The organism is Candidatus Midichloria mitochondrii IricVA, assembly GCF_000219355.1.
GTDB lineage: Bacteria > Pseudomonadota > Alphaproteobacteria > Rickettsiales > Midichloriaceae > Midichloria > Midichloria mitochondrii.
In genome coordinates, this window is sequence record NC_015722.1 from 613,450 (window position 1) to 627,319 (window position 13,870).

The window sequence follows — 13,870 nt, forward strand, 5'->3', positions numbered from 1 at the left end:
CAAATTAAGAAAAAAGCCAATGAATGTAAAAAAAGAAAAGATTAATACTTCAGACGTACCAAATTCTTTTGAAGAAGCTTTAAAGGAATTAGAAGTCATTGCCGCAAAACTTGAAGCAGGGGAAGTCTCATTAAATGAAACGGTAGAACTTTATAAGCGTGGTCGCTTATTACATGATTTCTGCGCGGCAAAACTTGAAGAAGCACAACTTGCAGTTAATAACATCATCACCGATGATAACGGCCAACCAATCGATACTACTCCGTCTGATTTACGGCGATTATATAATTTGAAGAACAAACTTAATTAAGTTTGAATAAATATATTTTTTATATTAAAGAAGTAAAAAATCATGTTATTTGCTGATGTCTGAAATGATTAACCTAGCGAAGGGGGTAATCTCTCAAGAAATAGAGGGATTAAATGCCTTAATGGCTTCCATGGACAAATCATTTCTAGAAGCAATCGACGCAATAGAAAGTACTACTGGAAAGGTGATGTTGAGTGGTATGGGTAAAAGCGGCCATGTTGCCAAAAAGATTGCAGCTACTCTTTCTTCTACCGGCACCCCATCAGTGTTTTTACATCCAGCCGAAGCAAGTCACGGGGATCTAGGGGTAATTTCCAAAAGTGATATCGCGATTCTTTTTTCTAATTCTGGAGAAACTCAAGAATTAAACTCTATTATCTCCTATTGCAAAAGGCTTAACGTGCAAATTATAGGAGTAACCAGGAATAAAAATTCATTGTTATATGAAATTAGCGATATAAAAATTCTTATACCAAATACCGCTGAGGTTACAGATATAGGGGCACCCACCACATCTAGCACTATGATGATAGCATGGGGCGATGCAATAGCCGTTACCTTGCTTAATAAAAGGGGTTTTTCTAAAGACGATTATAGGCTTTTACATCCAGGCGGCAGTATTGCTGTAAGATTAATTAGAATAAAAGATCTAATGCATACAGGAGACAGTATACCGCTTGTAAAACCAAGTAGCTCCTTTTCAGAAATGATATTAGAGATGACTGAAAAGCGTTTGGGGTGTACTGGCGTTGTGAATGAGGACGGAATTTTAGTGGGTGTTGTAACTGATGGAGATTTAAGGCGCCATATAGATCTTGATTTTAAAAAGTCGGTAGTAAGTGATCTTATGACGTTGCATCCTTTAGTCATTGGTCAGAATATGTTGGCAGTCCAAGCATTTGCTTTAATGAACAACAAAAGCGTTACTAACCTTTTTATCACTGATGAAGAAAAAAAGCCTGTTGGTGTAATCCATATCCACGATTTTATTAAAGCCGGAATTTCTTAATAGTTTTGCATAATTTTTAACGATTTATATAATCTAGAACATTTTCTACGCTTAGTCATAATTCCAAGATTATCATAAATACAGAATTCCATCCCTGGATCATCAATGGTTGGATCAGCTTTCTTCACCATCGCAGCCGATCATGCCATCTCCACAAAGCTGAAGTGATATATTACTGTTTGACAACTCACTAACTATTGCGGTCTTTAACTCACCATCTTTATATTCAAGCCCATACTTTCCCTGAACAATAACTTTAATGAGCCCAATGAGAGTAAGCGTACCAAATATATGGGATTTTACTTCTGACAACGGTGTACAAAGAGACGAGGTATAGTAGTTGCAGCGCAGTGGTGGTCGAATAGCAGTCGTTGTCGGCATTGGTGAGAAAACAAAAATTAAGCAATGCGAAAATTGAGGGCCTGGTAGCCACCCACATCCGGCTTACCATCTCCATTAAAATCTGCAGCTATACTACACAATAATGAAACTGCCTTCGATGTGATAATACAAAGCTGGTCAAAAAGTCCCGTTTCCGTTACCTAATAGCATAGTAATTCCGTATTGAAGACTAGAGCAAACTATATCTTGATTCTCATCACCATTGAAATCAGCTACCGCGATTCCAACCCAAGCATTAAGTATGCCATAAGAAACAAATGGTTGAAAAGTTCCATCCCCTTTGCCCAATAACACAGTGACCGTTCTTGCACTATTATTATTGTTAGCTGTGTGAATGACATAATCTCTCCTTGATCATTGAGGCTAAAGAACCCATCCGGGTCGACGCTTTCCCACGCTGAGCGATGCCTTTAAGGATCTTATTACGGCTAGTACGTGAGTTATGACAAACCTTCCAGCTTTTTGTTGAGTCAACGTACCTGTTTGTTTCCCTTTGCAGCAATTCAGCAGAATGACCAACGGGATGACCGCGTCTCGCATCCAGCTCAACAAAGCGATTGTAGCTGATAAGCTTCGGCAATCCCTCTCTGAGAGAGATTTGAAAACAGTTTAGGTAAAAATCTTTGATCCGGTAATGCCCTCAAATGAAACAAAACGAGGATCGTTATAACTTCGGAAAGCATCATCCCAGACTCTCGTTCCCTTTGTCTCTGCGAGTTTCTTAAGGATCTTTGGTACGTGAGTTGTCGCTTGCAAAAATCATCAATCAAACAAAATATTTCTACTAGGGAAACCACTTTCCTTATTTATCGTGAAATTGAGAAAAACTTAATGGTTACACAGCTTCTTTAAAACCATATCAGATAATTTCTTTAAAACTTACCTAAAAAACCTTTCTGGGGTTATCTAACTTTTCTTGCACATAGCGCCCCCCGTCCCTTCAATCCATGAAGATATTTGGCTGTTATGGATTCCAGTCAGTCTCTCTATCATCCTAATCCCACACTCCTCAAGGTTAAGTTTTAAGTCTATCATTCATCGTGTGCTTCTACCGCTTACCACCTTACTCGGTAATTCTTTTTGCAATTCTTGCAACCTCTATACCTTTGCTGTCCCTATACCAAGCCACCCCTCACCTGCTCGCCAGAACCGCGATATTTACACTTAATTGTCATTTCTAACCCCGCTTACTACGAAGATATCACACCCTCTTATTGCTGTCTATAATTACCAGGCATTACCCTATATAATTTCTGACTTTTGCTTGAAATTCAGGTATAGACAATAATTTCTCAATAAGCTCCTTACGCACTAGGTAACAAGGCTTTAACTGCAGCGACCTAGAAATCATCAAAATCTATAATTGCCGCAAAAGCTTTACCAATTTCTTCTGATTTAATAGTGTGAGTGGGAATAAAGATTAAGTTCTTCTTCTACACAAATATTGCGTATAGCTAGCACCTTTACTAAGGTGACTAGATTAACGTTTCTGTCCAAATTTTTCTGATGTAGGCTGGTTATAAAGTTGCTTATTATTTGTTGTCGTATTACTCATAATTAACTCTTTTTAGCAAAATTTTAACTTCTAATTTGTATCTGCAATTTCAATATATGTTGGATTAAGCCAGCCCCCATTATCTTGAACCAAGTAGGTATCGTAATATAGCGCCGCCAAAGCTGCAGCTGCTTCAGTCATACCTTGTTTATTCTGTAATTTGTAATCACTTTTTGTAAATTTAAGAAACTCTTGATGAGGATCTGAGATTGAGCCTGGATCAAACGGAGATTCGTTACAAGTAGTATCGCAATTTAATGATACACCAGTTAATTGAACGTGTTCTTCACCACCTTTAGATGTAAGGAGTCAACGACCATTTAACGTGTTTATGCTTGTCAGTCCCAACAGCTTTAAACTTGGTTCCCATTAAACATTTTGTCTTATTTAAATCAATTTTATCAGCTGAAATGTCAGAAAAATCGATCCCCCAAGAGGTCTTAATAATCTTAATAAGTATAGCTTTTAGCTCCAATTTTAGCTCATCTTGATTTTTCGCCGCTTTTCAATGACTCAATTTCATTATGAAGATTTGCAAAAGCAGAAGAGAATTTTTTAAAGTTATCTTTACCTTTTGCTATAGCTCTATAAAGCGTTATGAGTTCTGAGTGAGCATTCTTATCAGCAGCTTTTTTATCCAAAGCTGCAAAAGTTTCCTTAATTTCTTCCGGTAAAGGATGTTTAGTTTTAGAGGAGTTTGTATGCTTTGGCTCAACTGTAGGCGGTGTAGGTCTAAGTGGCGTGCTTACAATAATTTCTTCTGTAAGTTTGGCGCTCCCAGCTTACAGTACTGGCACCCCCGGTTGCTACGGTAGAGTCTGGAGAGCGAGCAGAGAGCCAAACTTGTATTACTGGTTTTGTTACATCAACACCTGATATATGTTCTATTTCCTCAACTGGCCAAGTGCTCAAAATACTCTTTAACATCTTCAATAGCCTTAATCCCCCCCCATCAACATGATACTTTCCTAGTTCATAGTGAGCCACAATATATTCATCAAGTTTATTTTCTTTGTATTCTGGTATTATCTCGACATGCAACATTATAACGTCACAAGGAGCTTTATATTGAGTAGGAGTAAAACTTGCGCTAAAATTTTTATTTTCTATCAATTCTCTAAGCAATATATGAGGCGCTCCCTTATATACTAAGCTTCTGACGATTTTCTCAGCATAAAAATCATCTTCGGAAGCAAATTTCTATTCCGGTTTTAAGCGCGTCAACTAATTCTATAAATTTCTGAGTCTTTTCCGCTAAGAGGTACCGATCTCAGTCTGGAGTTTTTTCTAGTGGAGTAATAATGAGATTTTTTATCTAGAATATCAAATAATATGGCAAGCAACTCTGGTCCTACGTTTGCTTTAAAGGTTGAGTTTTTTAACAAGACCTGCTTATAGTAAGTGTCAAGAAGTCATATTATGACAAATACTGGAGAAAACCGCACCAAGAATTAGCTAAAAACCTAGGGTAATAGGGCTTAGATAGAGTATGGAAGATAACATGATAATTTTATCATCTCAAATTAAAAAATTACGTTCACCAGGAATATAAAGAGCGGATGCAGGGATGCAGAGATAATCTCTGAGCTTCACTCTTATAGAATTGTAAGGCTTTAATTATTTATTACGCACAAACGAAGAGTTACAAAAAATGTAGCTAAAAGTATACTACTAAAGGAAAGTGACGTACTTAATAGTACGCTTCTCCAATATAAAAGGTTAGTAAATCTGCTCAAAGATAGCGTAAATCTAATATAACTTGCGTTGGGGGGGAAATATGGATACGCATATAAATTATAAAGCTCCAGCCGCTCTTGCAACCAAAGCACCTCATAGAATACTCTGCTCATCTCTTCGCATTTTAGAATTTAAAGCTAAAGAGGGCCCCATCTATCTCTCTATACTCAAAACTCTTCAAGTTTAAGAAGCACGCTAGAGCAACAGCGTCCCCGAGTAGAATTCGAAGCGACCTCAGTCCTTACCTTAATAGCTTTGTATTTAAATGGATAAAATTTCTTTAGATTTTTGAGTAGCGAGCCCCTCTACTTTAGCGCTGAAGTCGTCGGTAATTTTCTGTATATCGTTACTATAACTTTTAAATTGATCTTCGGATATCGCCTTTTCTTTTTCCAATTTTTTAAAACTATCTATTGAATCACGCCTAACATTTCTAAGCGCTATTTTTGATTGCTCTGCATATTCATTAACTTTCTTACTTAGCTCGCCTCTTCTCTCTTCAGTTAAATCTGGAATTGGGATTCTGATAATTTGGCCTTCGCTAACTGGATTTAGTCCAAGACCCGAGTTAGCTATTGCTTTTTCAATATTTTTTACTACTGATTTATCCCAAACTTGAATAGTAATCATTCTTGGCTCTGGAACATTTACAGTCCCTAGTTGAGAAACTGGCACAAAATCTCCATAAGCTTCTACCTTAATAGGATCAAGCAATGAAGCAGAAGCCCGACTTGTACGAAGGCCGAGCAAAACATGTTTAAGTGAAGCAATCGCTCCATTCATCCTTTTTTTAGTGTCTATAATAATATCATCGGGTCTAGTCATCTTGTTGCTCCTTATTTAACAATGGAATATGTTCCAGTACCATTTAATACTTTTAGTATTTCGCCTTTTTTGTGGATATCAAATATTAAGATTGGAATGTTGTGGTCCCTAGCAAGAGTGATTGCTGCGGTATCCATTACGTTCAAATCATTTACGATCACATCTTTATAGCTTATATTAGCATATTTTTTGGCGGTTATATCAGTTTTAGGGTCTGCCGAATATATTCCATCTACTTGTGTACCCTTTAAAATAGCATTACAGTCAGTTTCAGCCGCCCTAAGCGCTGCTGCAGTGTCAGTCGTAAAGAACGGGCTGCCTACTCCTGCGGCAAATATTACGATCCTGCCTTTTTCCATATGTCTTATGGCGCGTCTTCTAATGTATGACTCTGCTATTTCTGTCATAGAGATAGCAGACTGTACTCTTGTAAAAACCCCTAAACTTTCAAGTTTGCTCTGCAAAGCAATAGCATTAATAACGGTTGCAAGCATACCCATGTAATCACCGCTGGCTCTCTCTATACCAAGACTCTGAGATGTGGCCCCCCTACAAATATTGCCACCGCCAACCACAATACAAATTTGGTAACCCAAATCATGAACAGCTTCTATATCCTCACATATCTGAGTGATGATATTGATGTCGTGACCGAACTTGTTTTTACCCATCAAGGCTTCTCCTGATAGTTTAATCAGTATGCGACGATATTTATCAGCCATAATAATATTTAACAACAAAATAATAAGTTAAAAAAAGGAGCCTTTTAAGCTCCTCAAGTTCTTTTTATCCAGCCATTGCAGCAACTTCAGCTGCAAAATTGCTTTCTTGTTTTTCTATTCCTTCACCCAGCCCATATCTAATAAATTTTGTAACCTTAATTTGAGAACCGACTTTTTTAGCAACATCAGCAATCATTTGAGAAATTTTTATTTTATTATCAATGGCATACGCTTGTTCAAGCAATACTACTTCTTCATAAAATTTACGCATACGTCCTTCAACCATTTTTTCAACTACAGCTGCGGGCTTCCCTGAAGCAAGGGCTTGCTCTGCAAAAATAGATTTCTCTTTCTCAATCAGAGCTTGATCAAGCTGCTCAATGTTAAGCGATTCAGGCTTTGCTGCGGCTACGTGCATAGCAATCTGTTTAGCAAGCGTTTTAACTTCTTCTGAAACAGAATCAGATTCCAATAGCACTAAAACACCGATCTTGCCCATTCCTTCAGCTACGGAACTGTGTATATAAGATCCTATGACGCCAGAATTAAGAGATACATAATCCAGCCTTCTTAACGTTAGGTTTTCTCCAATCGTTGCAATATGCTCAACTATTTCTTCTTGAACCGTTTTAGAATTATCATAAGGAGATTCACGAGTGAGCAAAGTTTCCATGCTCTCTATATCATGTTTTAAAGCCTCAGCAGCTAAGTTTCTAGCGAGCGCTTGGAACTTATCATTTTTCGTTACAAAATCTGTCTCTGCATTAAGCTCTAAAACAATTGCTTTATTAGGAGCGGTCGCTATTACGATTACTCCTTCGGACGCAACTCTACCAGATCTTTTACCTGCAGCAGCCAACCCTTTTTTTCTAAGCCAATCTACAGCTTCTTCCATATTGCCATTGCACCCCACAAGAGCTTTTTTACAATCCATCATACCTGCACCAGTTTTCTCACGCAGATCTTTTACCATACTTGCATTAATTTCTGTCATTTAAGATACCTTCTCACTCTTTTTTTGCGTTAAAATTAGCTGAATCTTCTATAAGTGCTTTTTCCGCAGCACCTATATCAACTCCAGCTTTAATCAAGCTCTGTTGTATACCCTCAAGCACAGATTCTTGAGCTAAATTCATGTAAAGCTCAATAGCCTTTGAAGCATCATCATTTCCAGGGATGACATAAGTAACCCCTTCAAGGCTCGCGTTAGTGTCAACCACAGCAATCACTGGTATATTTAGTTTATTTGCCTCTTCAATAGCGATTCTCTGCTCATTGGTATCAATAACAAATATAAGGTCGGGAAGACCATTCATATTCCTTATGCCGCCAAGCATTTTTTCTAGTCTTTCTTTCTTCTTAGTTAGATTTAACCTTTCTTTTTTGGTTAACAATGAATCCTTATCAGCAAGTTGCTTTTCAAACTCCTCTAATGTTTTTAAAGATCTAGAAACAGTATGCCAGTTTGTTAACATACCACCTGGCCAACGATAATTAACATAATGTTGACCGCATTTTTGAGCATTTTCTGCAACAACTTCAGTTGCCTGTCTCTTTGTCCCTACAAAAAGAATCTTACCATTTTTGGCAGCGACCGATTTTAATACATCTAAAGCAACGTTGAGCATATAATACGTGTCCTTAAGATTAACTATATGCATATTATTGCGAACTCCATAAATATATTGAGACATTTTTGGGTTCCAAAGATTCCTTCTATGCCCGAAGTGAACCCCAGCTTCAAATAGCTGTCGAACTGTAAATTTTGATTGATTCATCCTAATTCCTATAAAATTTTGGTTTATTCCTCTGCAAGTCAAATCACTACCCTAAGAGCAGCACCAAAATAAAAACTCGCATGCGAATTTGCACTAAAATATTCATAATTTAAATGCACGGGGGCGATTATATAATCTTTAATGAATAAACGCAAGTCAAGATTCATAGGCATTGCCTAATATTTATAGATAGGAGTTTCAAATCCAGCAAATGCCTATGGAAGAAGAGGGTAAGAGTAACGCAAAGCATCCTCAGGGGTTTGCTATAGCGCTTCATTCTTCGATTAAAACTAGCTAGATAATGCCTCTTAAAGAATTCTTTGATTCTACCACAATGATGTCTCAGCCTTTGTTTTGTGATGGTGCGTGGAGATTTTATAGTATTCGTAAACGCTGTAATCATCTGTACATGCTCAATTTATAACGTTCCTCAAAGCCTAAATGACAGGTTCAGGTGGGTTGCCTTGCTCCCGTCACCTACCTTCAAAATCAATAATTTCACCCGCTCCTCTATCAACAGTAATCCATATAAAGGTGTACTCCCACTTCCATTCTTTGGTCTTTTTTTATATATGTGCACAGCTCCTCAATCTCTAGGACCTCGATATCCTTAAGTGACTTTGTGCTGTTGCAGCTCTTATCTAACTTTTCTTGCACATAGCGTCCCCCCGTCCTTCGATCCATGAAGATATTTGGCTGTTATGGATTCCAGTCAGTCTCTCTTATCGTCCTAATCCCGCAGTCCTCAAGATTAGGTTTTAAGTCTATCATTCATAGTGTATTTCTGTCGCTTATTACCTTCTCGGTAATTCTTTTTGCAATTCTTGCATCTATACCTCTGCTGTCCCTATACCACGCCATTCTTCACCTGCTCGAGAGCCACAATATTTACACTTGATTGTCCATTTCTACTCCACCTATTATACTATGAAGATATCATACCATCTTGTTGCCGTCTATAATTACCAGGCATTGCCCCTTTTTCTTGCCCCTAATACTCTCATATTGTAGAAATTAAAAAAATATCTGATATAGAAAAAGAAAATTTTGGTCCAATGCCGCATGCCAAATCCTTTGCCTCTTACGAACTGGATCAAGTTATAAATGAGATAAACAGTACAGGCTATGGGTTAACTTTTGGTATCCACTCCAGAATTACTTCAAAAATTCACGAAATAGCCTCAAAAATTAAAGCTGGTAATATATATGCAAACCGTAGTATAATGTGAGCGCGGGTGGAATATTACCCTTTTGGTGGAGAAGGGAACTCCGGCGCCGGCTTTAAGGCTGGTGGATCTGGTTGTTTACTAAGGTCTATGGTAGAAGGAACTTTAACTATTAATACTGCTGCTATTGGCGGTGGTGTTGAGCTTCCAAGGCGGGTGATATGAGTTGGTTTTGTTTGATATTAGCGGGATTATCTGAAATAGGTTTTACAACTTTTCTAAAATTATCTAACCAATTTACAAAATTGCTGCATTCTCTCGGTTTTATGGCATTTGGGGCAGTAAGTTTTTGTTTCATGAGTAAAGCAATGAAGGGTATTCCTGTACCCATAGTCTATGCTGTTTGGACTGGCATAGGCATAGCTGGAATTTACTTAGTAGAAGTTCTCTTTTTTGCTGAACCCCTGAACTTTATAAAGGTTCTTTTTATCTCTCCAATACTTATTGGTATGATAGGGTTAAAGTTAGGGTGATTACTTTTTGATGTTTAACTTAACAATTAAGCGTAAAGTTGTTCTTTTAATGGGGTTAATTGTTACAATAATCCCTATCATATTAATTGCTACACTTTTATATTCTTACTACTTATTTGGCGTTGAGCATTTCTTTAATACCAAAGTCAATGAAGCGATTGAAGAAACAGTTAAGGTAGCGCAATTGTATCTTCAAGAACATAAAGACAAGGTCAAAATCGACAGTCTATCAATTGCTAACAACATAGAAAAAAACAAGCATATTATCTTTAATAATAAGGACCTATTACAGCTATTTGTGGACCAACTTGCAAACGCAAGAGGATTAGCTGAGATTATGGTTTTTCAGGATGGTTTTGTTATTATAAGAAATTCTTTAGGACTAGCTCTGTGGTTTGAAAATATCAAATCAGAAGTTTTAGATAAGCTTGAAAATGAAGAAGTCATCATCTTAGATGATAACGTAGGAAATAGGGTCAGGGCAGTAACCAAAATTGAAGGACTCCCAGAGAACACCTACGTCTTAGTCGGCCGTTATATAGACCAAGCAATTCTTGACCATTTGAAAAAAACAGAAAGTTCTGCAGAACAGTATAAGTTAATACTTGGAGGGCTTGATATAACCAAACACAAATTACAAATAATATTTGTATGCTCTTCCACTCTCTTATTAACAATTTCAGTATTAATAGCTAGAAGATTAGCGCTATATATAACGAAACCCTTAGAAGAGATGGCTCTCGCTACTGTCTCATTACGCGATGGCAATTTCAGTGTAAGAGTCCCAGAAGGAGAACAAAAAGATGAGATTCATACCTTAGCTAGAGCTTTTAATGTAATGACAGAAAAGATTTCTGAGCAGCATAGTGAACTAGTAATAGCAAATGAAGTAAGCAATACTAGGCGTAAATTTATAGAAGTAATTTTAGCAGAAGTTTCTGTAGGAATTTTAGCAACCAACCTAGATTATAAAGTTATCAGTTATAATAATATTGCTCTAGATTTATTAGCAGTTAATATAAGACCAATTTTAAAAATAGAGGATATTTTCCCCGAACTGTTAAAATTATTGGAAAACACTAAAAATTCTGCTTCTGAAAATCAGATAGATGATTTAATAATTGTTCGAAAAAACAAAAAGCTTCATTTAGCAGTTAAGTCCGGTCCCGTACTTGACCAAAAAGGCAAAGTTGAAAGTTTAGTAATCACTTTTAGCAATATTACAGACCTCATATATAACCAAAAAATTGCTGCCTGGGCGGATGTAGCAAGAAGAATTGCTCATGAAATTAAGAATCCTCTCACTCCCATCTCATTAGCTGCTGAGAGGTTAAAGAGAAAATATAGTGCAGAGATTCAATCAGAACCTAATTCTTTTATCCGATATATTGACACCATCATTAGCCATGTTGGGGATATAGAAAGAATGGTAGCTGAGTTTGTTGATTTTGCCAAAATTCCTGACCCTAAAATTGAAAAAAATAATTTCATCAAAATTATAGAAGAGTCATTGCTATTGCAAAAAGTTGCTAATCCAGAAATTACTTACTCTTTTGAGCCCAAGCAAGGTAAATACTTGGTAAAATGTGATTATGGACAAATTTTACGCGTCATAAATAATCTCTTGAATAATGCAGCAGATGCTATAAAAGCAAAGTATAGTATAGGCAATTTATCTGAAGGGAGAATTATAATAAATATTAGAGAAGACCTCAGAAACGATCAATTGTATATTGAAATTATAGATAATGGCTGCGGCATTAAGCAAACTATAATTGACAGAATCTCAGAACCATATGTTACTACTAAACAACATGGTACGGGTCTTGGCCTTGCTATAGTGAAGAAAATAATTGAAGAACATGGTGGAAAATTTTCTATAAGTAATATAAAAGATGGGGCAGCGGCAGCGTTTAACTTATCCTTTTTCGAAGATCAGAAAACATGAGACACAATAGCATGTTAAGTATTTCCCTGGTTCTGCTTCATGCAGCCGCCGTTGCTGGCATCTTCACTGGAGTTAAGTATCTTTCACAATCTCTTAGAGCTGTAGAAATCGTCCTTCTTTACAAATCCATGTTATTTCTCTGCCTTATACCTTGGGTATTACGTAAAGGTGTACAGGTTATTTATACTCCTCATACCGGCCTACTTGTATTGAGAGGTCTACTCACGGCCACTGGATCTTTATCATTTATGTACGGTTTACAACACGTTAATATCGTAAATGCTACTGCTCTTGGGTATCTAGAACAAATTTTTTGGATCTTTATAGGTATTTTATTTTTTAATGAAAGAATTACTAAGATAAAATTAATAGCAATTATTAGCAGTCTGACCGGCGCTTTTCTTATTCTGTTCCCGGAAGTATTAAGCGTAAACGCAGAGCAAAAATTTCATTTTAACCCTTACTACTTTTTTGTTTTTCTAGCAGTCTCCTGTTGGGGATCAAATGCCGGAGTAATAAAAAAAATTGGAAAGCTAATAAAAGCAGAAGTACAATTGCTTTACAGTATGTTCTTTTCTGTATTAGTAAGTATTTTAGTAGCGCTGTTTAGCTGGGAGTACTGGGACCTCGTATTGCTTTCTATACCACTGCCCACTTCTTTTCATATACCAAATCCAGAACTATTTTATTGGAATAATTTCAAATATATCATGTTAATCACAATTGCCTACTTTACCCATAGTATCGCATTCTTTTTTGCAGTAAGAGGCGCAGATTTTTCATTGCTCATGCCCTATGACTATTTTAGATTAATCTTTATTGGAATTTTAAATTATATTGTATTTTCAGATTTAGAAAACCTAACTGCATGGCTTGGGTATGTATGTGTAGTTGCGAGTGGATTAATGCTTGCGCGCTCCGAGTATTTAAAAAAGAAAAAAGACCTAGTCAATGAAGGATGAGCATGTTTGAAGAACTGAAATCGTTTAAAATAGAAAAAAGCATCGCTGGAATTTTACTTATGATTGTGCATGCCGCTGCCATGGCTGCTCTTTATGTTACAGCTAAAAATTTAACCCATGTTTTGCATCCTCATCAGGTAGCATTTCTATATAAATTCAGTATTTTAGTGGCGATACTACCTTGGTGTATGCATGGCGGTTTTAAAAGGAATTTAAGAACCAGCAAAATAGGAGTCCATGTAACTCGCGGCACCTTCAGCGTTATGGCCAATTTATGCTTCTTTTATAGCCTCACCGCAATTAGTGTCATAGATGCAGCTGCAATTACTTATCTCGAACATATTATAGTTGTTTCCATAGGTATTTTTTATTTTAAAGAACACTTTACCAAAGCAAAAATTGTATTAATAGCCTGTGGATTTGTAGGAGCCCTTTTTGTTACTAAACCAGGTTTTAATGAGTTTAATAGCAAATATTTCTTCATATTTTTAGCTTTAATATTTTGGGCTGTTAACAACTTATCAATTAAGATATTAGGTAAAACTGAGAGAGGTAAAGCTCAACTTTTTTATGTAATGCTTATAGGATCAATTTTTGCGCTGCCATTTGCAATTCAAAATTGGCGGCCAATTAAGCCAGAGTATATAAAGTACCTTGCCTTGCTAGCGTTATTTCACCTTATTCATGTAATTTCTTTCTTTAAAGCATTCAAATTTTCTGATATTTCCGCAGTTATGCCTTTTGACTACTCTCGACTAGTATTTACTGGTCTATTGGGGTATTTATTCCTACATGAAGTACCAGATAAATATTCCATAATTGGCTATCTCTTGATTATGGCTGGCGGATTATACTTAATAAAAAGTGAAACAAAACGAAATGCCGCATTAAAAAACCAAAAAGTGGAAGAAAAAAATTAGTAG

The 13,870-nt window shown here is 36.5% G+C and carries 21 protein-coding genes; 8 read left to right on the forward strand and 13 right to left on the reverse strand.

Going from position 1 to position 13,870, the window contains the following annotated elements; all coding sequences use genetic code 11:
- The first annotated feature begins 19 nt into the window (after window positions 1-19).
- Together xseB and MIDI_RS03250 are read left to right on the forward strand one after the other, a co-directional pair.
- A complete protein-coding gene (gene xseB, locus MIDI_RS03245; RefSeq protein WP_013951154.1) occupies window positions 20-310 on the forward strand; it encodes an exodeoxyribonuclease VII small subunit in 291 nt (96 codons plus the stop codon).
- Between the two features lie 55 nt (window positions 311-365).
- The gene (locus MIDI_RS03250) at window positions 366-1,319 is read left to right on the forward strand and encodes a KpsF/GutQ family sugar-phosphate isomerase (RefSeq protein ID WP_013951155.1); all 954 of its coding nucleotides are present in this window, start codon (window positions 366-368) and stop codon (window positions 1,317-1,319) included.
- 114 nt (window positions 1,320-1,433) lie between these two features.
- Here MIDI_RS03250 and MIDI_RS03255 read toward each other — a convergent pair whose 3' ends face one another.
- From MIDI_RS03255 to MIDI_RS08585, 13 genes are all read right to left on the reverse strand, one after another.
- Complete coding sequence (locus tag MIDI_RS03255; RefSeq protein ID WP_160162237.1) at window positions 1,434-1,700, reverse strand: hypothetical protein; 267 nt, start codon at window positions 1,698-1,700, stop codon at window positions 1,434-1,436.
- A 138-nt stretch (window positions 1,701-1,838) separates the two neighbouring features.
- On the reverse strand, window positions 1,839-2,015 hold the full coding sequence (locus MIDI_RS07060) for an FG-GAP repeat domain-containing protein (protein ID WP_237697327.1): 177 nt from the start codon (window positions 2,013-2,015) through the stop codon (window positions 1,839-1,841).
- Window positions 2,016-2,043: 28 nt separating this feature from the next.
- Window positions 2,044-2,301, reverse strand: coding sequence for a transposase (locus MIDI_RS07065; protein WP_160162238.1), 258 nt, complete (start codon window positions 2,299-2,301; stop codon window positions 2,044-2,046).
- Between the two features lie 29 nt (window positions 2,302-2,330).
- Window positions 2,331-2,477, reverse strand: a complete 147-nt coding sequence (locus MIDI_RS08575) for a hypothetical protein (RefSeq protein WP_160162216.1) — start codon at window positions 2,475-2,477, stop codon at window positions 2,331-2,333.
- A 150-nt stretch (window positions 2,478-2,627) separates the two neighbouring features.
- On the reverse strand, window positions 2,628-2,756 hold the full coding sequence (locus tag MIDI_RS09775; protein ID WP_272940937.1) for a hypothetical protein: 129 nt from the start codon (window positions 2,754-2,756) through the stop codon (window positions 2,628-2,630).
- Window positions 2,757-3,571: 815 nt separating this feature from the next.
- Window positions 3,572-3,751 (reverse strand): hypothetical protein, encoded by a 180-nt coding sequence (locus MIDI_RS03260; RefSeq protein ID WP_041185430.1) that lies wholly within the window; start codon window positions 3,749-3,751, stop codon window positions 3,572-3,574.
- A 7-nt stretch (window positions 3,752-3,758) separates the two neighbouring features.
- Window positions 3,759-3,917 (reverse strand): hypothetical protein, encoded by a 159-nt coding sequence (locus MIDI_RS08580; RefSeq protein ID WP_160162239.1) that lies wholly within the window; start codon window positions 3,915-3,917, stop codon window positions 3,759-3,761.
- Window positions 3,918-4,008: 91 nt separating this feature from the next.
- The gene (locus tag MIDI_RS03265; protein ID WP_148234126.1) at window positions 4,009-4,389 is read right to left on the reverse strand and encodes a hypothetical protein; all 381 of its coding nucleotides are present in this window, start codon (window positions 4,387-4,389) and stop codon (window positions 4,009-4,011) included.
- Between the two features lie 885 nt (window positions 4,390-5,274).
- Window positions 5,275-5,838, reverse strand: coding sequence for a ribosome recycling factor (gene frr / locus MIDI_RS03270; RefSeq protein WP_013951160.1), 564 nt, complete (start codon window positions 5,836-5,838; stop codon window positions 5,275-5,277).
- Between the two features lie 11 nt (window positions 5,839-5,849).
- Window positions 5,850-6,560 (reverse strand): UMP kinase, encoded by a 711-nt coding sequence (gene pyrH, locus MIDI_RS03275; RefSeq protein WP_013951161.1) that lies wholly within the window; start codon window positions 6,558-6,560, stop codon window positions 5,850-5,852.
- Window positions 6,561-6,624: 64 nt separating this feature from the next.
- Window positions 6,625-7,554 (reverse strand): translation elongation factor Ts, encoded by a 930-nt coding sequence (tsf, locus tag MIDI_RS03280; RefSeq protein ID WP_013951162.1) that lies wholly within the window; start codon window positions 7,552-7,554, stop codon window positions 6,625-6,627.
- A gap of 13 nt (window positions 7,555-7,567) precedes the next feature.
- On the reverse strand, window positions 7,568-8,338 hold the full coding sequence (gene rpsB, locus MIDI_RS03285; protein ID WP_041185688.1) for a 30S ribosomal protein S2: 771 nt from the start codon (window positions 8,336-8,338) through the stop codon (window positions 7,568-7,570).
- Window positions 8,339-8,851: 513 nt separating this feature from the next.
- Window positions 8,852-8,995: a hypothetical protein gene (locus MIDI_RS08585; RefSeq protein WP_160162227.1), complete on the reverse strand. Its 144-nt coding sequence runs from the start codon at window positions 8,993-8,995 to the stop codon at window positions 8,852-8,854.
- Window positions 8,996-9,369: 374 nt separating this feature from the next.
- Between MIDI_RS08585 and MIDI_RS07935 the strand changes: the two genes are divergently transcribed.
- From MIDI_RS07935 to MIDI_RS03305, 6 genes are read left to right on the forward strand one after another with little or no spacing between them, the layout of a single operon-like run.
- The gene (locus tag MIDI_RS07935; protein ID WP_272940994.1) at window positions 9,370-9,567 is read left to right on the forward strand and encodes an aldehyde dehydrogenase family protein; all 198 of its coding nucleotides are present in this window, start codon (window positions 9,370-9,372) and stop codon (window positions 9,565-9,567) included.
- 6 nt (window positions 9,568-9,573) lie between these two features.
- Entirely contained in the window at window positions 9,574-9,729 is a 156-nt protein-coding gene (locus tag MIDI_RS08590) for a hypothetical protein (RefSeq protein ID WP_160162240.1), read from the forward strand.
- Window positions 9,726-10,037, forward strand: a complete 312-nt coding sequence (locus tag MIDI_RS03290; protein WP_013951166.1) for a DMT family transporter — start codon at window positions 9,726-9,728, stop codon at window positions 10,035-10,037. The genes MIDI_RS08590 and MIDI_RS03290 overlap by 4 nt, the downstream gene beginning before the upstream one ends.
- A 10-nt stretch (window positions 10,038-10,047) precedes the next feature.
- The gene (locus MIDI_RS03295) at window positions 10,048-11,985 is read left to right on the forward strand and encodes a sensor histidine kinase (RefSeq protein ID WP_013951167.1); all 1,938 of its coding nucleotides are present in this window, start codon (window positions 10,048-10,050) and stop codon (window positions 11,983-11,985) included.
- 11 nt (window positions 11,986-11,996) lie between these two features.
- Window positions 11,997-12,947 (forward strand): DMT family transporter, encoded by a 951-nt coding sequence (locus MIDI_RS03300; protein WP_013951168.1) that lies wholly within the window; start codon window positions 11,997-11,999, stop codon window positions 12,945-12,947.
- 2 nt (window positions 12,948-12,949) lie between these two features.
- Window positions 12,950-13,867: a DMT family transporter gene (locus MIDI_RS03305; RefSeq protein WP_013951169.1), complete on the forward strand. Its 918-nt coding sequence runs from the start codon at window positions 12,950-12,952 to the stop codon at window positions 13,865-13,867.
- Window positions 13,868-13,870 lie beyond the last annotated feature (3 nt).